General features: G+C 66.0%; 16 protein-coding genes. 8 read left to right on the forward strand and 8 right to left on the reverse strand.

What is annotated here, in order from left to right; translation table 11 throughout:
• Window positions 1–10 precede the first annotated feature (10 nt).
• The 3 genes from ACQY8M_RS35720 (at window position 11) to ACQY8M_RS35730 (ending at window position 1,784) form a co-directional block, all read left to right on the forward strand.
• A complete protein-coding gene (locus ACQY8M_RS35720) occupies window positions 11–760 on the forward strand; it encodes an alpha/beta fold hydrolase (RefSeq protein ID WP_428666757.1) in 750 nt (249 codons plus the stop codon).
• Between the two features lie 66 nt (window positions 761–826).
• Window positions 827–1,546 (forward strand): hypothetical protein, encoded by a 720-nt coding sequence (locus ACQY8M_RS35725; RefSeq protein WP_428666760.1) that lies wholly within the window; start codon window positions 827–829, stop codon window positions 1,544–1,546.
• Window positions 1,547–1,595: 49 nt separating this feature from the next.
• Window positions 1,596–1,784: a hypothetical protein gene (locus ACQY8M_RS35730; protein ID WP_428666763.1), complete on the forward strand. Its 189-nt coding sequence runs from the start codon at window positions 1,596–1,598 to the stop codon at window positions 1,782–1,784.
• A 31-nt stretch (window positions 1,785–1,815) separates the two neighbouring features.
• Here ACQY8M_RS35730 and ACQY8M_RS35735 read toward each other — a convergent pair whose 3' ends face one another.
• The 3 genes from ACQY8M_RS35735 to ACQY8M_RS35745 all read right to left on the reverse strand — a co-directional run bounded on the left by ACQY8M_RS35735 (window position 1,816) and on the right by ACQY8M_RS35745 (window position 5,690).
• Window positions 1,816–3,042, reverse strand: a complete 1,227-nt coding sequence (locus ACQY8M_RS35735; protein ID WP_428666766.1) for a Zn-dependent hydrolase — start codon at window positions 3,040–3,042, stop codon at window positions 1,816–1,818.
• A 108-nt stretch (window positions 3,043–3,150) separates the two neighbouring features.
• On the reverse strand, window positions 3,151–4,413 hold the full coding sequence (locus ACQY8M_RS35740; RefSeq protein WP_428666769.1) for an amidase: 1,263 nt from the start codon (window positions 4,411–4,413) through the stop codon (window positions 3,151–3,153).
• Complete coding sequence (locus tag ACQY8M_RS35745; protein WP_428666772.1) at window positions 4,410–5,690, reverse strand: amidase; 1,281 nt, start codon at window positions 5,688–5,690, stop codon at window positions 4,410–4,412. Before ACQY8M_RS35745 ends, ACQY8M_RS35740 begins: the two co-directional genes overlap by 4 nt.
• Before the next feature lie 92 nt (window positions 5,691–5,782).
• Here ACQY8M_RS35745 and ACQY8M_RS35750 point away from each other — a divergent pair, with 92 nt between their 5' ends.
• Together ACQY8M_RS35750 and ACQY8M_RS35755 are read left to right on the forward strand one after the other, a co-directional pair.
• The gene (locus ACQY8M_RS35750; protein WP_428666775.1) at window positions 5,783–7,381 is read left to right on the forward strand and encodes an ABC transporter substrate-binding protein; all 1,599 of its coding nucleotides are present in this window, start codon (window positions 5,783–5,785) and stop codon (window positions 7,379–7,381) included.
• A gap of 199 nt (window positions 7,382–7,580) precedes the next feature.
• A complete protein-coding gene (locus ACQY8M_RS35755) occupies window positions 7,581–10,376 on the forward strand; it encodes a patatin-like phospholipase family protein (RefSeq protein ID WP_428666778.1) in 2,796 nt (931 codons plus the stop codon).
• Here ACQY8M_RS35755 and ACQY8M_RS35760 read toward each other — a convergent pair.
• The 3 genes from ACQY8M_RS35760 to ACQY8M_RS35770 are packed head-to-tail and all read right to left on the reverse strand — an operon-like array spanning window position 10,342 to window position 14,938.
• Window positions 10,342–11,229 carry a DMT family transporter gene (locus ACQY8M_RS35760; RefSeq protein ID WP_428666781.1) on the reverse strand — a complete coding sequence of 296 codons (888 nt, stop codon included), beginning with the start codon at window positions 11,227–11,229 and terminating at the stop codon, window positions 10,342–10,344. The genes ACQY8M_RS35755 and ACQY8M_RS35760 overlap by 35 nt on opposite strands.
• Window positions 11,226–13,481: a xanthine dehydrogenase family protein molybdopterin-binding subunit gene (locus ACQY8M_RS35765; RefSeq protein WP_428666784.1), complete on the reverse strand. Its 2,256-nt coding sequence runs from the start codon at window positions 13,479–13,481 to the stop codon at window positions 11,226–11,228. The genes ACQY8M_RS35760 and ACQY8M_RS35765 overlap by 4 nt, the downstream gene beginning before the upstream one ends.
• A gap of 53 nt (window positions 13,482–13,534) precedes the next feature.
• Window positions 13,535–14,938, reverse strand: coding sequence for an adenylate/guanylate cyclase domain-containing protein (locus tag ACQY8M_RS35770; RefSeq protein WP_428666787.1), 1,404 nt, complete (start codon window positions 14,936–14,938; stop codon window positions 13,535–13,537).
• A 119-nt stretch (window positions 14,939–15,057) separates the two neighbouring features.
• Between ACQY8M_RS35770 and ACQY8M_RS35775 the strand changes: the two genes are divergently transcribed.
• On the forward strand, window positions 15,058–15,783 hold the full coding sequence (locus tag ACQY8M_RS35775; RefSeq protein WP_428666790.1) for a glutathione S-transferase N-terminal domain-containing protein: 726 nt from the start codon (window positions 15,058–15,060) through the stop codon (window positions 15,781–15,783).
• Window positions 15,784–15,992: 209 nt separating this feature from the next.
• Here the strand turns inward: ACQY8M_RS35775 and ACQY8M_RS35780 are convergent, their stop codons facing one another.
• Window positions 15,993–16,820, reverse strand: a complete 828-nt coding sequence (locus ACQY8M_RS35780) for a metallophosphoesterase family protein (RefSeq protein ID WP_428666792.1) — start codon at window positions 16,818–16,820, stop codon at window positions 15,993–15,995.
• Window positions 16,821–16,855: 35 nt separating this feature from the next.
• Window positions 16,856–18,286 (reverse strand): MFS transporter, encoded by a 1,431-nt coding sequence (locus tag ACQY8M_RS35785; protein ID WP_428666795.1) that lies wholly within the window; start codon window positions 18,284–18,286, stop codon window positions 16,856–16,858.
• Between the two features lie 123 nt (window positions 18,287–18,409).
• On the opposite strand from ACQY8M_RS35785, the gene ACQY8M_RS35790 reads away from it, so the two are divergent.
• Complete coding sequence (locus tag ACQY8M_RS35790) at window positions 18,410–19,675, forward strand: MFS transporter (RefSeq protein WP_428666798.1); 1,266 nt, start codon at window positions 18,410–18,412, stop codon at window positions 19,673–19,675.
• 16 nt (window positions 19,676–19,691) lie between these two features.
• Window positions 19,692–20,249: a VOC family protein gene (locus tag ACQY8M_RS35795; RefSeq protein ID WP_428666801.1), complete on the forward strand. Its 558-nt coding sequence runs from the start codon at window positions 19,692–19,694 to the stop codon at window positions 20,247–20,249.
• Window positions 20,250–20,668: the final 419 nt, after the last annotated feature.

Raw genomic sequence — 20,668 nt, forward strand, 5'->3', positions numbered from 1 at the left:
GAAGCGTTCAATGCCGATGTTCAAGCGTGCCGATGCGGAGATCCACTACACCGTGACCGGATCGGGCTTCCCGATCCTGCTCTACGCGCCGGGCGGCTTGAGATCGCAGCTGGAGATGTGGGGCGGCCAGTCGGCCGCCTATCCCAACGGATTCCCCTGGATGGACCCGCGCGAGGCGCTCTCCGGCAAATACACCGTGGTCGCGATGGACCAGCGCAATGCCGGCAAGTCGATCGCCGACGTGAAGCCCGACCATGGCTGGCACACCTTCGCGGAAGACCACTTCGCCCTGATGGACCATCTCGGCTTCAGCAAGTTCCATGTCCTGGGCGGCTGCATCGGCGGCAGCTATTGCTTCGAGGCGATCGAGCACGATCCCGCGCGCATCGCCTCGGCGGTGCTGCAGAACCCGATCGGCCTGTGGGAGAACCGCGACACCTGGGACGCCGCGATCAAGGGCTACAGCGAGACGGTACGGGGCCGCGATCCGTCGATCAGCGAGGAAACAATCCAGGCATTCGGCCACAACATGTTCGGCACCGACTTCGTTTTTTCGGTGACGCGCGACTTCGTGAAAAGCTGCAAGACGCCGCTGCTGCTCCAGCCCGGCACCGACAAGCCACATCCGGCCAAGACCAGCGAGGAGATCGCCGCTCTGGCTCCCAATATCGAAGTCCAGAAGGATTGGAAGGCGCCGACCTACCTGCAGGAGTCGATCAACCGGGTCCACGCCTTCCTGGAGAAGAACACACCGGCCTAGAGCGCGGAGCGGGCGTCATTCCAGGCACGGTTGCAGATAGAACGCTGCCTGTTACGGTCTTGATCGATGGAAATCGACAGACGGGATCTCGTTCGCTACGGCGGCACCGGCCTTCTCACGGTGGTGATCCTGCTCGCTTTGGTCGGCAGCGGCTGGGCGCTGATTCGTGGCAGAACTCCGCTCGACTCCACGCTCGACAACATCCGGCGCATGCCGCTGATCGGGTTGGTTATGGCCGACAATCCGGACGTCGAAAGCCGCATGCGCAAGGCGATCGAGGACGAGAAGCGCAGCCCGACGTTGGACGGCCTGTCCCGTCCCTCCGCACTGATCGTCGATCTGCGCCGCCAGTATGTCGTGCCGGCGCTGCGCGCCGCCGACGACGCGACGGCGGTCGCCGCGGTCGCGGCACGCGCCGAGTTGGTGCGCCACCTGCGCCACGCCGACGCCGCAGCCTGCCGCGGCTTCTCGGTCGGCACGCTGCAGCGCCCGGACGTGCTCGACCCCGAAGGCCGCCGGCTGTTCGGCCTGTGGCAGCAGGCGGTGGAGACCGCCTATCGCTCCGGCAAGGCGGCCGGCCAGCCGCGGCCCATGCCCACCCGCGCCGAGCTCGTGGAACTTCTGAAACAGGCCGGCTTCCAGAAAGTCGACTTCGATCGGCTCAACGCCTTCCGCCACCTGTCGAACGAAGTGAGCTGCGACATCGAGCTCATGGTCGATTCGATCCCGCCTCTCCTGCCGGCCGACAAGCAAGGGCCGTTCGCGCGCTACATGCTGACATATTGAAGCGGCGGAAATATCGCAACGAAGCCGTCTGTGGAGACGTTGAGCCCACATGGCAGCCACTTCACATCCCCATGGCCGCGTCGGCGCGGGGCACCGGGCCAAGCTCAAGAAGTGGTCCGACAAGGTCGCTCGGGAAGACGAGGCCCAGGTCGCCGCGGCTTCAGCCAAGCGACCGGCCGTCCGCCGTCAGCGCCCGCTCGACGTTGCGAAGGAAAAGCTACGCAAGCTGTTCCATTGAAGCGGAAAGTCTTCCTTCATCGGAGCGCGCTTCAATTGCCCTTGAGGATCTTCGCCGTCGCATCGGCGAAGACCTGGCAGCCCAGCACGATGTCGGCGTCTGCGGTGTTTTCGGTGAAATGATGCGAGATGCCGCCGATCGACGGCACGAACATCATCGCCGCCGGCAGCTTCAGCCCCAGGATCTGCGCGTCGTGGCCTGCGCCTGACGGCATGCGCACGTTTTTCTCGGGGGCATGGATGACCGCGGCCTCCTCGATCGCTTCAAGGAAGCGGTCGTCCATCACCGTCGGCATCGTCTTCGAGAGGTTCACGCAGTCGACCTTGCACGGACCCTTTGCATTGGCCGCCGCGACGATCTCCACCAGCGCCTTCTCGAAGCGGTCGAGGACGGCCACGTCGGCATCGCGGAACTGCAGGATCATCTCGGCCTTGCCGGGAATGATGGCCGGTGCGCCGGGCTCGACCGACATCTTGCCGACCGTCCAGACGCTGCGCGGGCCGGAAAGCTTCGGGAAGGTCTCCATCACCTCGTTGTAGAGCCGCATCATCGCCACGCCGGCATCCTTGCGGATCGGCATGGGCGTCGTGCCGGCATGATTCTGGATGCCGCTGAAGATGAGCCGATAGACGTAGATGCCGACGATAGCGGTGACGATGCCGATCCGCTTGTCGCTTGCCTCGAGAAGACCGCCCTGTTCGATATGCGCCTCGAGATAGCCGCGATAGCGGCCTTCCTCGAGATGCTCGCGCGGCACCTTGTCGAGCCCGGCCGACTTCAGCGCGTCGCGCATCGGCGTGCCCTCGTCGCGATGGCGTGACTTGTCGATGTCGGCTTCCGACAGCATGCCGACGAACGAACGGCTGCCGGTCATCTGGCCCCAGTGCCCCTCCTCGTCGGCCCACGAGGCGACGTCGACGGCGAGGTGTGCCGTCTCGGGGTCCTCGCCCAGCGCGCGCGCCACTTCGAGGCCGTAGATCACGCCCATCACCCCGTCGAGCCAGCCGCCGCGCGGCTGCGTGTCGGAATGCGACCCGATCAGGATGCGCGGGCCTGTCTTCGGGCTGCGCCCAAGCACCGTGCCGACGCCGTCGATCACCGGCTCGAGGCCTGCCTCCTTCATGCGGCCTGCCAGCCAGTGGCGGCTCTCGACATCCTGTGGCGACAGATGCGGGCGATGCACCCCGGTCTCGTAGCGGCCGAAGTCGGCGATGCGCCGCAAATCGGCGAGCAGTCGTTCACCATTGATCTTGGGCATTTTCCGATCACCTCGCTGGGAGCGCGGCTCTCCAGAGCCGCTCTTCCTTCAGCTTGCTAAATCCCATGAGCGGCTCTGGAGAGCCGCGCTCCCAGCGCATTCCCAGCCTCACAGCTGCGCCGCGACCCACGCGGCGGTGGAGAGCAGCTTGTCGTCATCGTGGCGCAGGCCGACGAGCTGGATACCGAGCGGCATGTTCATGTCGCCCGTTCCGGCCGGCAGCGTGACGCAGGGCGTGCCGGCGAGGGTCCAGATCGAGTTGAAGCGCGGATCGCCGGTAAACTCCTGCCCCTTCGGCGCCTCGCCCGGCGCACTCGGGCACAGCAGCACGTCGACCTTGTCGAACAGCGAATCGACATGCGCCTTGAAGGCGACGGTCTTGCGTTGCGCGCCGACGTAGCGCTCGAAGGTGATGGCCTCGCTGCGCTTCATGATCGCCGTCAGCTCGGCGCTCACCTTGTCCGGATTGCGCAGCCGCTCGTCGGCGTAATTACGCAAGCTCTCCCACCCGGTGATGGCGCCATGGTCGTCGAGGATGTCGCTGAAGGCGTTGCCGAAGACGATGTCGAACACGGTCGCGCCCGCCGTCGAGAGATTGACGGCGGTCTTCTCCAGCAGCGCCTTCGTGTCGTCCTCGGCCTCGTCCCAGATCGGCGTCCGCAAGAAGCCGATCCTAGGTGCGGCGATGTCCCGGGCAACCGGCACCGGCGGCAAGGCCAGCACGGCGCCGCGGAACAGCGCGATGTCGTCGAGCGTGCGCGCCATCAGCCCGAGCGTGTCGACCGAATGGCACTGCATCTTGATGCCGACCCGCGAGAAGTCGCCGAAGGTCGGCTTGTAGCCGATCACGCCGCAATAGGCCGCCGGCCGGATCACCGAGCCTCCGGTCTGGGTGCCGAAAGCGAGCGGCACATGGCCGTCGGCGACGGCCGCCGCCGAACCCGATGAGGAACCGCCCGGCGTATGCGCGGCATTGTGCGGATTGGTGGTCGGGCCAGGATGACGATTGGCGAATTCCGTCGTCACCGTCTTGCCCATGATCACGGCATTGGCCGTCCGGCACAGCGCCACACAGGCAGCATCGCCGAACGGCACCTTGCCCTCGAAGATCGCCGAGTTGTGGCCGGTCGGCATGTCGTGGGTGTCGATGATGTCCTTCACGCCGATCGGAATGCCGCGCAGCACGCCGCCCTGGGCCGCGTCCGCCGCGCGCGCCTGCTTCAGGGCCAAGGACGGATCGAGATGGACCCACGCCTTCACCGTGCCATCACGCTCGGCGATGCGGTCGAGGCAGGATTGAATCAGCTTCTCGGATGTAAGCGTGCCCTCTTCGATCGCCTGGGCTGCTTCGGTGGCGCTGAGCGGCTTCATTGCAGCGCTCCCTTCACCCAACCCGCAATGTCCAGCAGGGTGGCGTCCTCATGCTGGCGCCCGACGAGCTGGATGCCGACCGGCAGACCGGCCGGTCCGCGCGAAAAGGGCAAGGTCACGCAGGGCATCCAGAGGTAGGTCCACAACAGGTTGAAGGTGGCATTGCCGGTCCGCTCCAGCCCGAGCGGCGCCTCGCCGGGCGCCGGTGCGGTCAGGATCACGTCGATGTCCGAGAAGGTCGCATCGACTGCCGCGCGTCCACGCTCGCCCAGCTTGCGCGCCGCGACCCAGGTCGCATAGTCGATCTTCGCGCCCGCCGCGAGCTTGTCTTCCTGGAAGCTCTTCGACAGCAGCTCGTAGAAGCGGCGCGCCTCGTCCGCCGCGGCGCGCGGGCCCTCGAAGGCGCTCAGCGTGCGCTGGCCCTCGCGCATCGTGACCATCTCCTGCGGCATGACGTATTCGCTCACCTTGGCGCCGGCCTTGGCGAGCTTGGCCGCTGCGCTCTCGATCGCGGCAATGCCCTCGGGCTGCAGTTCATCCTTGTGCGGCGTGAAGCAGACCGCGATGCGCGGCGGCGTGTCGAGCTTCGCGATCGGCCGGTGCGGGATCGCCATCAACGCCGCGCGGAACAGCGCGATGTCGTCGAGGCTGCGGGCATAGGCGCCGATCGTGTCGAGCCACTCGGTATTGGCTTTCATGCCGGCAACCGGGAAGTGGCCGAAGCTCGGCTTGTATCCATATACACCGCAGAACGCGGCCGGACGGATCACCGAGCCGCCGGTCTGTGTGCCGGTCGCGAGCACGACCTGCCAGTCGGCGACGGCGGCGGCTGAGCCGGAGGACGAGCCGCCCGGGGTGTGCGCGGGATTGTGCGGGTTGCGCGTCTTGCCGGGATGGCGGTTGGCGAATTCCGTCGTCACCGTCTTGCCGAGCAGGATCGCGCCGGCATCGCGCGCGAAGGCGACGGTCGCGGCATCGGCGAGCGGATGGTGCGTCTTGTAGATCGGCGAGCCGTAGCCCGTCGGCTGATCGAAGCTGTCGATGATGTCCTTCACGCCGATCGGCACGCCGTGCAGCAGACCCTTGCGCGGCCCGCGGTCGAGCAGTCTGGCGCGTTCGAGGGCAGCCTCGCGCGCGAGATGCGACCAGGCGAGCACATCGGCGTCCCGCTTGTCGATCCGTTCGAGATGGGCCCGGATCACTGCCTCGGCAGTCAGCGTGCCAGCATCGATCTGTTTCGCGATTTCGGTAGCGGTAAGCGTGTTCGGCCCGGACATGATCGCGCATATGAGCAGCAAATCCCGTGCCGCGCCAAGAGCGTCGGGTGGCTCGCTTCGTGCTTCGTCGGGCGAAACTCCGGAGGTACCGCATGCTCACCCGTCGTTCCGCCCTGCTCGCGGGCGCCACCCTTCCTTTCGCCGGCACGGTCAAAGCGCAGCAGCCCTCGGCGCTGCGCATCGCCATGACGCTTGCCGACATCCCGGTCACCGACGGCGCGCCTGACCAAGGCACCGAGGGGATCCGCTTCATGGGCTACACGATGTACGACCCGCTGGTGGCATGGGACCTGTCGTCGGCCACCGAGCCCGCCAGGCTGGTGCCCGGCCTCGCCACCAAATGGTACCAGGACCCTGCCGATCCGACGAAGTGGATCTTCGAGCTGCGCGAAGGCGTGAAGTTCCATCACGGTGCACCCTTCACCGCCGACGACGTGATCTTCAGCCTCGACCGGACCCTGAACGACAAGTCGCCGGCTTTCGACCGGCTCGGCCGCTCCGTGCTGATCGCCTCGGTCTGGCCGCTGGTCGGCTATCGCAAGATCGACAGCCACAAGGTCGAGATGCAGACCAACGGCGTCGACACGCTGATGCCCTCGCTGCTCAACCGCTTCAACATCGCCAGCGCCGACAACTTCGAGAAGGTCGGGAAGGACTGGCAGGCCTATCGCAAATCTCCGTCCGGCACCGGTCCGTGGAAGATGAAAGCCTGGACGCCGCGCGAGCGCGCCGAGCTCGAGCGTAACACCGACTACTGGAACAAGGACCGCATCCCCAAGAGCGAGCGCATGGTGCTGCTGCCGATCCCCGACGTCTCGACGCGGACCGCGGCCCTGCTGTCGGGCCGGGTCGACTGGATCGAGGCGCCGGCGCCCGATTCACTGGAGAAGCTGAAGGCGGCCGGCGTGAAGATCGAGACCAACGCCATTCCTCACATGTGGCCCTACACGCTCTCGATGCTGCCGGGCGCGCCGACCGCCGATATCCGCGTCCGCAAGGCGATGAACCTGGCGATCGACCGCGATGCGATCGTGAAGGTGTTGAACGGGCTCGCCGTCCCGGCCGTCGGCTGCGTCCCGGCCGACCATCCCTGGTTCGGCAATCCCTCCTTCAAGATCAAGTACGATCCGGCCGAGGCCAAGCGGCTCCTGGCGGACGCCGGCTATGGTCCGAACAAGAAGCTCAAGACCAAGATCGCTATTTCGACGTCGGGCTCGGGCCAGATGTATCCGCTGATCATGAACGAGGCGATCCAGCAGCAATGGGCCGAGGTCGGCATCGACGTCGAGTTCCAGGTGATGGACTGGAATGCGCTGCTCAACTTCATGCGCCAGGGCGCCAAGGCGCCCGACGCGGCGCCGTTCAGCGCGATCAACGTGAGCTGGAACACGATGGATCCGCACAACGCCTTCATGCGCTTCGTCGACAGCCAGCAGGTCCCGCCCAAGGGCTCGAACTGGGGCTATATCAACGATCCGGTATTCGACGCGCTCGCCAAGCAGGCGCGCAGCACGTCCGACCCGAAGGAGCTCGACAAGGTGCTGGCGAAGATCAACACCAAGATGGTCGACGACGCGGTGTTCGTCTGGGTCGTTCACGACGTATGGCCAAACGCCATCTCGTCCAAGGTCAAGGGCTACGTGCATCCCAAGAGCTGGTACGTCGACTTCTCGCCGGTGACGGTCGGCTAGGAGCCATCTTCGCCTTTGGAACCGCAAGCTTCCAACCCGCTTGGAATCAGGAGCGCGCTGGAAGGTCGCGGTCCAACAGAGCCTCAAGAGACGCGCCATTCATGGCGCCCACCGCCTTTTCGGGCAGTAATACTGCCCTTTTTGATACGCGACCCCGCGGTGGCAAAGCTTAAGCTGCCTTCAGCTTCGGGGGAACCGCATGGCCAGGCCGCGAAAGACACCGTCGGTGAACGAGCGTGACGAGCAGGAGCAACGGCTGGTCAAGGTCCTGGCCGACGAGTTCGAAACGCTGCACGGGATGCCGCCGGCGGGCGCTGCGCTCGATACGCTGGAGAAGATCTACGCGGCGGTCCACCAGCTCCGCGACGGCGATCATCCGCAACCGCGCACCGCCATCTGCCTGTCTGGCGGCGGCATCCGCAGCGCTTCCTTCGCGCTCGGCGTGCTGCAGGCGTTCGCCAGCAAGGAACTCCTCGAGCGCTTTCACTATCTGTCGACGGTGTCCGGCGGCGGCTATGTCGGTGGTTGGCTGACGGCCTGGCGCCGAAACAACGCGGCCGCGGCGGCAGGGCTCAATGCACGAAGCAGCGGCCTGGGGCGCGAGCCTCCCGAGCTGAGGGGCCTCCGCGTCTACAGCAACTACCTGACGCCAAAGCTCGGCGTCCTGTCGGCCGACACCTGGGCGCTGGCAGCGCTCTATGTCCGCAACCTGCTCCTGAACTGGGTCGTGTACCTTCCCCTGGCCGCGGCCGTCATACTCCTCCCCGTCCTGGCGCAATCGGTTCTGAAGGCGGCCGTCCTGTGGCCCCCAATCGTCCATCAGTCCTTCATGGGGCTGGCGTGCCTGCTGCTCGTGCTGGCGCTTTATACCTCGCTTCGGGGCAGGCAGGGCACGACCAGGGCCGATCGCGTGAGCCAGGGCGAATTCCTGCGGCTGGAATTGCTGCCCTTGTATGCCGCCGCGCTGCTGGTCTGCCTCTATTCCGTGGGAGCCTATCATTACGATCCGGCCAGGACGCTGATCAGCCCCATCACCGTTCCGATCGCGGCTCTCGGCGTCGCCACGTTCCATATCCTGACCTGGATCGGCTTTGCCGTGCGATCGGGCAAGTCCTTGCGGCTCGACTGGCCGACGGCAATCCCATTCCTGTCCTGGCTGGTCGCCGGCGGCATCGGCGGCGCGCTGATCGGCTGGGGCCTGGCCATCGCCGACGGCCTGATGAACCCCCAGGGAGGCATCGGCATCGATCACGGAACACGGCTGCTGGTGATCTTCGGTGTCGGATGGATCGCCGGTTCCCTGTTCGTCGCGGAGGCGATCTACCTTGGGCTGACGAGCTACTCGCCACGCGGCGACGACGAGCGCGAATGGCTGGCGCGATCGTCCGGCTGGTTCCTCGCCTTGACCCTGGGCTGGGGCCTGCTGTCAGCCCTCGTCCTGTTCGCCGCCGACATCCGCACCCTGCTGCAGTCCGGCTTCTGGGTCCTTTTTCCCGTGAGTGCGGGCGCCGGCGCCATCGCCGCCGGGATCGGCTCGAGCGCGCAGACCTTGGCCAACCTGGTCCGCTCGAAGAAGGGCGAAAGCGTATCGATGACGACGATCCTCTCCGCCGCCAGCTTGCTGTTCCTCGTGACGATGACGATCATCCTCGCGAAGGTCCTGCTGACGATGCTGCCGTGGTGGGCCGACCTGCTCGACCTCGGTCCGACCAGCAAGCTCGGCATCCTCGGCTTTGCGCTGACCGCGGGGACGCCGGCAGCGTTGGCCGTCGCGGCGGCGATTGCCGTGTGCGCCGCGATCGTCCTGCTGGCGTCGGTTCCCATCAACGTCAACCGCTTCTCCTCGCACTCGCTCTACCGCAACCGCCTGGCGCGCGCCTTCCTCGGCTCGGCGCGCGGCGACGACGGCCTGGATTCTCCGACCCGCGATCCGCTCACCGGCTTCGATGCCAAGGACAATCCGCGCATGGCGGAGCTCGCGACTCCAGCCAGTCGGCCGCGCCTGTTCCACGTCGCCAACATGGCCTTGAATGTCGTATCGGGCAGGAACAACGCCTGGCAGGAGCGCAAGGCTGAACCGTTCATCGTCTCCCCGAGAGCCGCCGGCAACGAGTATGTCGGCTTCTGCCCGACCGACAGGTTCGGCGCGCCCGACGGCGGCATCACCCTCGGCACATGCATGGCGATATCGGGCGCAGCCGCCAGCCCCAACCAGGGCTATCACTCCTCGCCGCTCATCGGCCTCATCATGACCCTGTTCAATGTCCGCCTCGGCTGGTGGCTCGGCAATCCGAGGAATCCCGAAAAGGCTGCGCGCGCCGGGCCGCGCTGGGGAATCTTCCAGGTGGTCAAGGAACTGTTCGGCCTGACCAACGACGAAAGCAGCTACGTCTATCTGTCGGACGGCGGACACTTCGAGAATCTCGGCCTCTACGAGATGGTGCGCCGGCGCTGCCACATGATCGTGGTCAGCGACGGCGGCTGCGATCCCAATTGCGCCTTCGAGGATCTCGGCAACGCGGTTCGCAAGATATGGATCGATTTCGGCATCAGGATCGATTTCCGGAAGATCGAGATCCGCAAGCGCGGCGCCGACAAGGACGCGCTGTATTGCGCGCTCGGCCGCATCTACTATCCTGAGCTCAAGGGAACCGGCAAGGACGCGAGCTACGTGCTCTACATCAAGCCCGGCTTCCACGATAACGGTACCGAACCGCCGGATGTCTGCGCCTATGCGCTGGCCAACCTCACCTTTCCGCACGAGACCACGGCGGATCAGTTCTTCTCCGAATCGCAGATGGAGAGCTATCGCTCCCTCGGGAGGTACATCGCCGACACCGTGCTGGGCGAGCCGGGTCCTGCGGACAAGACCGCACCGACCGAGGCGCTGCAGCCCTACTGGAAGCATCTCAGTGAATACATCGTCCAGTACGACAAGCAGGCCGCCGCGGGCCCGCCGGTCAAGTCTTCGGGCGCGTCTGCGACCAGCCGATGAAGAGCCCCGAGCCGACGATCGTGGCCGCGCCGATCCAGGTCAGCAGGTCGGGGAAGTCGCCGAAGAAGACGTAGCCCACGATCACCGAACCGATGAGCTGCATGTACTGGAACGGCGAGACGATGTTGGCCGGCGCGTTGGTGAGCGCGCGGGCGACGAGATAGTGGCCCAGTGCCCCGATCACGCCGAGGCTGCAGAAATACAGGATGTCGCGTGGCGTCTCCGGCGTGCGCCAGACGAAAGGCAGCACGGCGAACATGCCGATGCCGCCAACGACCGAGCTGTAGATGGTCGAGGTCTCAGGTGGGTCGATGCCGGCGACCTTGCGCGTCAGCACCTGGTAGGTCGCGTAACCGAAGGCACTCACCACGGACAGCAGCGATGCCCAGTGGAACAGTTCGGTGCCAGGCCGGATCAGGATCAGCACGCCGGCAAAACCTACCGCGAGCGCAACCACCCGGCCCACCGTCGTACGCTCGCCGAGTACCAGCCACGACAGCGGCACCACCATCAGCGGTGCGATCGAGGTGATCGCGGCGGTCTTGGCGAGCGGGATGAAGATGATGGCGAAGAAGCTGGTGGCGTTCGACATGAACAGCATCGCCGACCGTGCGAGCTGGATCAGCAGGCGGCGCGTGCGCAACATGCCGAACCCGAACTTCGGCACGAACACCGCCAACATGAAAACGAGGTGGCCGAAGGCACGCGCCCACGAAACCTGCAGCGAGTTGTAGCCGTCCTGGCCCAGGAACTTGGCGAACCCGCTCATCACCGGGAACAGCAGCCCGGCGCCGCACATGAACAGGATGCCGGCCAGGACGCGCTGGCTGTCCGACGCCTTCTGGTCGATCAACGGCGCAGGGCCTTCCAGATCCTCTCCGGCGTCACCGGCATGTCGATGGTTTCCACGCCTGCCGGCCGCAGCGCGTCGAGCACCGCCGCCATCACCGTCTGGGGCGCCGCGATGCAGCCCGCCTGCCCCGAGCCCTTGACGCCCAGCGGATTGGCCGCTGTCGGCCGCTCGACCAGCTCGATGTCGAAGCCGGGCAGGTCGTCGGCGCGCGGCAGGGCGTAATCCATCAGCGAGCCGCTCAGGAGCTGGCCCGATTCGGAATCATAGACGGTGTGCTCCAACATCGCCTGCCCGATGCCTTGCGCCACGCCGCCTTGCACCTGGCCCTCGGTCAGCAGCGGGTTGATCAGCCGGCCATAATCGTCGACCGCCGTGTAGCGCACGAGGCTCGCCGCGCCGGTCTCGGGATCGATCTCGACCTCCGCGACATGGCAGCCGCTGGGGAAAGTGAAGACGTCGGTCATGTTCATCACGTGCTCGCCGAACGCGCCGGCTTCGCGCGCGATATCCGACAGATCGATGCGACGCTTGCTGTCCCGCACGGCGATACCTCCTCCTTCGAGCACCAGCTCGTCCTCGGAGGCTTGCAAGAGGCGGGCCGCAAGCTGCCGCGCTTTCACAAGGGTCGCATCGATCGCTTTCACCACCGCCGCACCGCCCATGTGCATCGAACGCGCGCCGCCATGGCCGGCGCCGCTCTTCACCGCGCGCGTGTCGGCCTGTACGTAACGGATCGCATCCATCGGCACGCCCAGCCGATCGGCTGCAATCTGGGCAAAGGCAGTTTCATGGCCCTGACCGTTCGATTCGGTGCCGACCGCGACCATCACCGTGCCGTCGGTCTCGAAGCGGACCTCGGCCCCTTCGTTGGGCGCACCGCGCGAGGTCTCGAGAAAACACGCGACGCCGATGCCGCGCAGCTTGCCGCGGGCCCTTGCCTCGGCACGGCGCGTCTCGAATGCGGCCAGCTCGGCGCGCAGGACGGCGCGATCGAGATTGTCGATGAAGCCGCCGGAATCGATGTTCATGCCCATCGCGGTCTTGTGCGGAAAGGACGCGATCAGGTTCTGGCGCCGGAGGGAGGCGGGATCGCGCTCGAGCTTGCGCGCCGCCGCCTCGATGCAGCGCTCGACGATGTAGTTTGCCTCGGGCTTTCCGGCGCCGCGATAGGCATCGACCGGCACGGTGTTGGTGAAGGCGCCGCGCACATCGGCCGCGATCGCGGGAATGTCATAGATGCCGCCATGCGCGGTCGAGGCCGCGACCGCCGCGGCGCCCGGGCCATTCCCCGAGAGATAGGCGCCATGGTTGGCGACCATCTCGATATCGAGGGCAAGGAAGCGCCCGTCGTTGTCGAGCGCCAGCCGCGCCTTGGCGGCAATATCGCGGCCCTGCGCGCTCGACGCGAACTCCTCCGTGCGGTCGGCCTCCCAGCGCACCGGCCGGCCGAGCGCGCGCGCCGCCCACAGCAACAGGATCCATTCGGGATAGAGGAAGTTCTTGGTGCCGAATCCGCCGCCGACATCGGGCGCGTGCAGGCGGATGCGCTCGGGCGGCATCCTGAACACGAACTCGGCGAGCTGGCGGCGGATGCCGTGCACGCCCTGCCCAGTCAGCTCGAGGTCGAAGGTGTCGGTCGCCGCATCGTGGCGCGCAATGCCCGCGCGGTGCTCGATCGGCGCCACCACGACGCGGTTGTTCATCACATCGATCTCGACGATGTGCGCGGCGTTCTTCATCGCCGCCGCCACTGCGGCAGCATCGCCCTTCTGGATATGGAACGCGGTGTTGCGCGGCGCCTGGTCCCACAGCAAGGGCGCATCGTCGGCAAGCGCTGCGCGGCCGTCGACGACCGACGGCAGCGCCTCATAGTCGATCTCCACGAGCTCGGCGGCCTCGCGTGCGACCGCCGCGCTGTCGGCGACGATGAACGCCACCGGGTCGCCGACATGCCGCACGCGATCGACGGCCAGCGCGTGGCGCGGCGGCACGGTCAGCGGCGACACTGCCGCCAGGCAGGGCATCGGGCCGAGGCCGGCCAGGTCGGCGGCGGTGTAGACGCCGTGCACGCCGGCACACTGCCGCGCAGCGGCCGCATCGATCCGCGTGATGCGGGCGTGCGCGTGCGGCGAGCGCAGGACGTGGCCCCACAGCGCACCGGGACAGTCGATGTCGGCGAGGTAGCGGCCGCGGCCGGTCAGGAAGCGGAAGTCTTCGAGGCGTCGGGCAGATCGGCCGATATGCGGGCTCATGCCCCGTTTCTTGCGCACTCGCGGGGTCGTGTCACGTCCGGGCGCGGCCTGCGTCAGGGAATCTCGTAGATCGCCACCTCGCCCGCTACGCCGCGCACCGACCGCTGCTGACCCGTCGGCCTCAATCCGCCGGCTTGCAGGATCGCAGCGGCCTCGGGGTGCTGAACCACCGGCGCCGTCGTCAGGATCGAGCGCGTGGCGGCAAGCCCCTGCACGCGCGACGCGATGTTCACCGTCTGGCCGAAGTAATCCTGGCGCTCATTCAGGCTCACGGCAAGGCAGGGACCCTCGTGGATGCCGATCTTGAGCAGCAGGTCTTCGTTGCTTCCTTGGCGATTGAGCCCAACCATCGCCTCCCGCATGCGCAGGGCCGCCGAAAGCGCGCGGCCGGGCGTCGGGAATGTCGCCATGACCGCATCGCCGATCGTCTTGACCACGGCGCCGGCCTCCTGGGCCACGATCTCCTGCAGCACCTTGAAGTGCGATTGCACCAGATCGAAGGCGACGAGATCGCCGACCCTCTCGTAGAGATCGGTTGAACCCTTGAGGTCGGTGAACAGGAAGGTCAGGCTGGTGATCTTGAGCCGCTGGTCGATGTCGAGCGTGTCGGTGCGGTAGAGGTCGCGGAACGTCTGGTTGGTGAACAGGTGTTTGGCGGTCAGGAATGGTCGGCGCCGGCCGATCATGTCGTTCATCTCGTCGCCGTATATCCAGAGGCCGGGCAGCACGCGCTCAGGCGAGCGATTATCGAGCGTGATCCGCACGGGACCGGGCGGCAGCTCGCTCGTTTCGGTCGGCGCCTTCACATTGCCGTAGGCAATCGAAAGCGTGCGGCGCTCGCTCGTCGGCTCACCCTTGACCTCGAAGTAATGCGCGGCGTGCGTCACCGGATCGAACAAAATGATCGATCCGGCAGGAAGCTGCAGGGATACCTGCGCCTTTTCGCCGGCCGGCAGCTCGACCGCATCGAGCATGACGCGCTCCATGCGCTGTGCGTAGTCGTCCGGCAGATCGACGCCCGAGCTGAAGAACATCTGACGGACATAGTCGGCGAAGGGCAGCTCATGGGGCGCGTGCGCCGCGATGTGCCGCACGCGCGGCGTGACGGTGAAGCTGACCTCCACGTTTTCATCCAGTGTCGGCTCGCAGCCGGCGGCGCAAAAGGCGCAATAATCCTGGCTGAGCGCGCTCTTCAGCGATGCGTTTGCATCCAGCACGCCGCTGCAGTTCGGACACAGGACGTTCCATGACATCTCGAACAGTCCGAGCTGTGCGGCGTGTAGAAAGGCGCTGATGACCCTTTGCTCGTTGAGGCCATGGCGGCCGGCAAAGGCCAATGCATTGACGCGACAGAGGTCGCGGTCCGGCGCCTCGCGCACCAGGCGCTCGATGGCATCTACCGCATCGGCGTCTGCCGATTGCCGCAGGGTTGCGAACAGGGAGGCGGCTTCGCTCATGGTCTCAAAGTAGTCATCGCAATGGCGTTCGCCTATCACGATTTGTTGCAGGTAGTTGTCGTCCCTATTGTCCCCTGTTGCCGGGCCGTTAAGCTCGCTCAAACTCCAAGAGGAAACCAATGATCGATCTGCATTACTGGCCGACGCCCAACGGCAAGAAGGTCACCATCCTGCTCGAAGAGCTCGGCATGCCGTACAGGATCGTGCCGGTGAATATCGGCCGCGGCGACCAGTTCACGCCCGAGTTCCTGGAGATGAATCCCAATCACCGCATGCCGGTGATGGTCGACAACGCACCGGCGGACGGCGGCAAGCCGCTCGCCGTGTTCGAGTCGGGCGCGATCATGCTGTATCTCGCGGAGAAGGCCGGCAAGTTCTATCCGCAGGATCTTCGCGGCAAGGCCGAGGTCAATGAGTGGCTGATCTGGCAGATGGCCAACCAGGGACCGAAGAGCGGCGAGTGCGGCCATTTCCGCCGCGTCGACCAGAAGGAATATGGCGACCAGACCTACGCCATCACCCGCTTCACCGACGAGGTGAACCGCCTCTACGGCGTGCTCAACAACCGGCTCCACAAGCACCAGTATCTGGCCGGCGGCCAGTACACGATCGCCGACATGATCTGCTACCCGTGGACCGTCAACTGGAAGTTCCAGGGCCAGGACATCGAGGAGTTCAAGCACTTCAAGCGCTGGTTCGAGGAGATGGGCGCGCGTCCCGCCGTCCAGAAGGGCATGGCGGTCGGCGCCGAACTTTCCGTCGACAACACCAAGCTTCCGCCCGAGGAGCAAGCCCGCATCCGCAAGATGCTCTACAACCAGCGCGCCCGGCCGGTTCCGGCCTGAGTTGCAGCGAGCATAAATCTCTCTCCCAGGCGCCTTCTCTCATGAGCTTCCCCTCCCCCGCTCTGCGGGGGAGGTGTCAGCGTCTTACGCTGACGGAGAGGGAAGGCGGCAAGGACGATGCATCACGCCCCCTCCGCCGCCGTAAGACGGCGCCACCTCCCCCGCAAGCGGGGGAGGAATGCTCATTTGCTGCTAAAGCACATCTCTACTCAGACCGGGCCGTAAGCCTCCGGAAAATCGGCGATGTTCAACGTCGCCACGCCGGGCACGCGCACCAACCGGCTGTCGTGCGTACCGTCGGGTCGGAGATCGTGCTCGACATAGCCGACTTCCTTGATTCCGTAACGCGGCTGGATGCGATCGGGGATCACGAAGGCCGTCGAGGTGCCCCAGACGTGGCTTGTGCCGGCGCGTTCGGTGGCACGATACTGATGGACGTGACCGCAGACGACGAGGGCTGGCGTCGTCGTGCCAAGGCAGTCGAGCAGGCGGCGGCGCGGCGCGGGATTGACGAAGCGGCCGGCGATCTCGCTCTCGTCGGGCGAGCGGTCGAACGGCGGCTTGTGCAGGAACAGCGCGAGACGACGCGCGCCGAGATCGGCCACGGCGTCGGCGATGGCAGCTTCCTGCGCGACCGCCGCCGCGAGGTCGCTGCCGAGAAGCTGAGCGTCGAGGCCGAGCACGCGCCAGCCCGGTGCGTCGAACGACCACCAGTCGGGGCCGAAATGCGCGAGGTACCGCGCATGGCGCGCGGCATCGATCGGTGCCTCGTGATGACCCGGCGCATCTTGCGAGTCGCCGAGATCGTGGTTACCCGGCAGAAAGCGCACCGGCAGGCCAAACGCGTCGTGCAGCCCGCGTGCCGCCGCGAGATCACCCTCTCGCGAGGCGCCGTCGAGCGTGATGTCGCCGGTGTTCAGCACCAGGTCCGGCCTGCTCGCGCGCAACGTTTCGCCGACGCGTACGAAGTTGTCGACGAAGAAGGGCTTGGCTTCGCTGAGATGGGTGTCCGAGATCTGGGCAATGCGGAAGGTCATGCCCGTGAGCCTAGGCCCGTTTTGTTGCACGACGGCTAACGCAGGGACGAGAGCGGCGGCGCCACGTCCTCGAGCGATTTGCGTTCGGCCTTCACGCCGAGGAAGAGCTCGACCACGGCGGCGACGATCATGAGCGCCGCACCGAGGAAGTAGCCGTAGACGATGTTGCTCCGGTTGCCGCCTTCGATGAGCACGCCGAACAGCCACGGTCCGCCGACACCGCCGATCAACGTGCCGAAGGCGTAGAACAGCGCGATGGTGAGGGCACGCACCTCGAGCGGAAAGCATTCGCCCACCGTGAGGTAGGCTGCACTGGCCGCCGCCGAGGCGAAGAAGAACACCACGCTCCACATCGCTGTCTGGGTCGTGGCGCTGAGCACGCCCATCTCGAACAGCTGCCCGGTGACAGCGAGGAGTATCCCGGCGAGGGCGTAGGTCGCGGCGATCATCGGCTTGCGTCCGAACGTGTCGAACAAGGGGCCGAGCAGCACCGGCCCCAGGAAGTTGCCGATCGCGAAAGGCAGGATGTAGAGGCCGACCCGGTCGGCGGCGATGCCGTAGAACTTGGTCAACACCAGCGCATAGGTGAAGAAGATCGCGTTGTAGACGAAGGCCTGCGAGGCCATCAGCACCACGCCGAGCGCCGTGCGGCCGGGATAGTGCTTCAGCAGGGTGCGCGCGACGGAGGCCAGGGTGAGCTTGTGCGGGTCGCCGAGCGACAGGGTCGGCGTGAACGGCGGCAGCGCGGGATGGCCGCTCGCCATCACGCGGGCCTCGATCTCGTCCATCACCTTGCGCGCCTCGCCTTCCCTGCCGTGGATCATCAGCCAGCGCGGGCTCTCCGGCAGGTAGCGACGCAGGAACAGGATGACCAGGCCGAGCACGGCGCCGCTGGCGAAGGCGATGCGCCAACCGAGGTCCGGCCCGACCAACTCGGGGTCGAGCAGCGGCACCGAGACCAGCGCGCCTGCCGCGGCGCCCAGCCAGAAGCTGCCGTTTATGGCGAGGTCGATGCGGCCGCGCAGGCGAGCCGGGATCAACTCCTGGATCGCCGAGTTGATCGCCGAATATTCGCCGCCGATGCCCGCACCGGTGAGGAAGCGGAAGAACAGGAAGCTCTCGAAGTTCCACGAGAAGGCGGTCGCCGCCGTCGCCGCGAGATAGACGCCGAGCGTCACGTTGAACAGTTTCTTGCGGCCGAGCTTGTCGGTCAGATGGCCGAAATAGAGCGAACCCAGCACCGCGCCTATGAGGTAGGCGCTACCGGTGAGGCCAACCTGCTCGGCCGTCAGATGCAACCGCGGGCTGGTTTGCAGTGCTGCTGCGACGGAGCCTGCCAGGGTGACCTCGAGCCCATCGAGGATCCAGGTGATGCCGAGCGCCGCCACGACCAGCCGATGGAAGCTGCTCCAGGGCAATCGGTCGAGCCGGGCCGGAACGTCGGTCAGGGTGCTGCGGGTAGCCATCGGATCGCAAAGCAACGCCACATCGTGTGAAGCGTTGCGCAATCATTTCCGGTCGGAGGGATGCAGGGCTGGTTTGCGCACGAGCGATGGTGGAATAGCGCGCCAGACTCTATGATAAATAACATGACCGATAATACGATGGCGGCCGGCGCCGCTCCGGCAACCGCCACAGTCACGCCCGCGTCCGCTTCGGCTTCCGCCAACAGCACGACCTTCGCGATCATCCTGTCGCTCAGCTTCTGCCATCTGCTGAACGACATGATGCAGTCGCTGGTGCCGGCGCTCTATCCGATCCTCAAGGACAACTACGCGCTGTCGTTCGGCCAGATCGGCCTGATCACGCTCGCCTTCCAGTTCACCGCGTCGATGCTGCAGCCGGTCGTCGGCATGTACACCGACAAGAATCCCCAGCCCTATTCGCTGATGGTCGGGATGGGCTTCACGCTGGTCGGGCTGGCAATGATGTCTCAGGCGACCACCTATCCAGTCATCCTGGTCTCGGCCGCGCTGATCGGCATGGGCTCCTCGGTCTTTCATCCGGAAGCCTCGCGCGTGGCGCGCATGGCAGCGGGCGGCCGTTACGGTCTCGCCCAATCGTTGTTCCAGGTCGGCGGCAACCTCGGTGGAGCGTCGGGCCCGCTGCTGGCGGCTTTCATCGTCGTGCCGCACGGACAGGCCAGCCTGCTGTACTTCTGCGCTGCCGCGATCGTGGCCATGACCATCCTGTTCCAGGTCGGCCACTGGTATCGAGCGCGCGCTGCGTCCAAACCGGTCGCGCGCAAGGCCGCGAGAGCCGCCGCCAGCGCACCGGCGCTGACCCGCGGCCGCGTGCTGTTCGCGATCATCATCCTGGTGACGCTGCTGTTCTCCAAGAACGTCTATCAGGCCAGCTTGGGCTCGTATTACACCTTCTACCTGATCGAGAAGTTCGGCCTGTCGGTGCAGACGGCGCAGTTCTTCCTCGTCGCCTTCCTGATCGGCGTCGTGCTCGGCACGCTGCTGGGCGGCTGGGTCGGCGACCGGGTCGGCCGCATCCCGGTGATGTGGTTCTCGATCCTGGGCGCGCTCCCCTTCGCGCTGATCCTGCCGCACGCCAACCTGTTCTGGACCGGCGTGCTGGCCGTCACCGTGGCGATGATCATGGCCTCGGCCTTCCCGGCAATCCTGGTCTATGCACAGGAACTGCTGCCCGGCCGGGTCGGGCTGGTGGCCGGCATGTTCTTCGGCTTCTCCTTCGGGCTGGGCGGCCTCGGCGCCGCCGCCCTCGGCAAGCTTGCCGACTGGACCAGCATCGAGACGGTCTACCAGGTGACGCCGTTCCTGCTATGCTTGGGCCTGTTGACGGCCTTCCTGCCGAAACACCCCGGGAGGCCCGCGCACCTGCTCTAACGTCCGGGAGGCATCCATGGACTCTCACGCCGACAAGATCCGCCGTCCGCTCGACAGCATACCCGTCTCGCCGTCCCTGTTCGCCCACTTCGTGCTGCGCACCGCCAATCGCGAGCCGCTGCAGAAGTGGTACCAGACCGTGCTGAATGCGCGGCTGGTGTTCACAAACGAGTACATCTCGTTCATCACCTACGACGACGAGCACCACAGGGTCGCTTTTGTTCAGATCCCGAACCTGAAGAAGGCACCGGACGACAGCTGGGGTCTCGCCCACGTCGCCTATTCGTTCGCCAACCTCGGCCAGTTGCTGTCGACCTACCGCAGGCTGAAAGGCGAAGGCATCGTGCCGGTGCGCACGATCAATCACGGCCCGACCGTATCGATGTACTACAAGGACCCCGACGGCAACCAGGTCGAGCTGCAGGTTGACGTGTTCGACAAGGCTGGATCCGCCTCCTACTTCCACACCGAGGCATTCATGAGCAATCCGATCGGCGTGCTGTACGACGCCGACCAGATGCTCTCCGACTACGAGGCCGGTGTGCCGGAAGTGGACCTGCTGCGCCGGCCCTGAACATGGGTACCTGGCGCTTTATTTCGGCCCGGGCGCCAACTCCATGGCCGGGCATCGCGTTGCGCGCTGCTTGCCGAATTTGCCGCTGACTTTCCGATTGTCGAATCCACCTTTTCGAGGCAGAGCGAGATCGATGGCGTCGCGGGCCGCCATGGCGGCGATCGATCGAGGAGCGGCGTCAGATCGGCCGTCGTCTTTGCCCTTAGCGCGCGGATTGGCCTCACGCCGGTTACCGCGCTTTAGGTAGCCCAGGAGAGTAGGATCGCCACGGTAACCATCACACAGGGCGAATATTCACATTGTCTTCAGTATGTTGCGGACCGTGGCATTTCTGTGATCCACCGACCAGTGTGGAAGACGCGCTTGCTGCGACACGGCGAACACGCGAATGTCGCAGCTCTTCATCGCATCCAACGGTC

Source organism: Reyranella sp. (assembly GCF_965279465.1).
In the GTDB taxonomy this organism is placed as follows: domain Bacteria; phylum Pseudomonadota; class Alphaproteobacteria; order Reyranellales; family Reyranellaceae; genus Reyranella.

Bases quoted from the DNA above. Each gene is read 5' to 3' on its own strand.
- ACQY8M_RS35755 (WP_428666778.1), top strand. From the start codon at position 7,581: ATGGCCAGGCCGCGAAAGACACCGTCGGTGAACGAGCGTGACGAGCAG.
- ACQY8M_RS35745 (WP_428666772.1), bottom strand. From the start codon at position 5,690: ATGTCCGGGCCGAACACGCTTACCGCTACCGAAATCGCGAAACAGATC.
- ACQY8M_RS35780 (WP_428666792.1), bottom strand. From the start codon at position 16,820: ATGACCTTCCGCATTGCCCAGATCTCGGACACCCATCTCAGCGAAGCC.
- ACQY8M_RS35740 (WP_428666769.1), bottom strand. From the start codon at position 4,413: ATGAAGCCGCTCAGCGCCACCGAAGCAGCCCAGGCGATCGAAGAGGGC.
- ACQY8M_RS35765 (WP_428666784.1), bottom strand. From the start codon at position 13,481: ATGAGCCCGCATATCGGCCGATCTGCCCGACGCCTCGAAGACTTCCGC.
- ACQY8M_RS35775 (WP_428666790.1), top strand. From the start codon at position 15,058: ATGATCGATCTGCATTACTGGCCGACGCCCAACGGCAAGAAGGTCACC.
- ACQY8M_RS35750 (WP_428666775.1), top strand. From the start codon at position 5,783: ATGCTCACCCGTCGTTCCGCCCTGCTCGCGGGCGCCACCCTTCCTTTC.
- ACQY8M_RS35735 (WP_428666766.1), bottom strand. From the start codon at position 3,042: ATGCCCAAGATCAATGGTGAACGACTGCTCGCCGATTTGCGGCGCATC.
- ACQY8M_RS35725 (WP_428666760.1), top strand. From the start codon at position 827: ATGGAAATCGACAGACGGGATCTCGTTCGCTACGGCGGCACCGGCCTT.
- ACQY8M_RS35795 (WP_428666801.1), top strand. From the start codon at position 19,692: ATGGACTCTCACGCCGACAAGATCCGCCGTCCGCTCGACAGCATACCC.
- ACQY8M_RS35730 (WP_428666763.1), top strand. From the start codon at position 1,596: ATGGCAGCCACTTCACATCCCCATGGCCGCGTCGGCGCGGGGCACCGG.
- ACQY8M_RS35770 (WP_428666787.1), bottom strand. From the start codon at position 14,938: ATGAGCGAAGCCGCCTCCCTGTTCGCAACCCTGCGGCAATCGGCAGAC.
- ACQY8M_RS35720 (WP_428666757.1), top strand. From the start codon at position 11: ATGCCGATGTTCAAGCGTGCCGATGCGGAGATCCACTACACCGTGACC.
- ACQY8M_RS35790 (WP_428666798.1), top strand. From the start codon at position 18,410: ATGACCGATAATACGATGGCGGCCGGCGCCGCTCCGGCAACCGCCACA.
- ACQY8M_RS35785 (WP_428666795.1), bottom strand. From the start codon at position 18,286: ATGGCTACCCGCAGCACCCTGACCGACGTTCCGGCCCGGCTCGACCGA.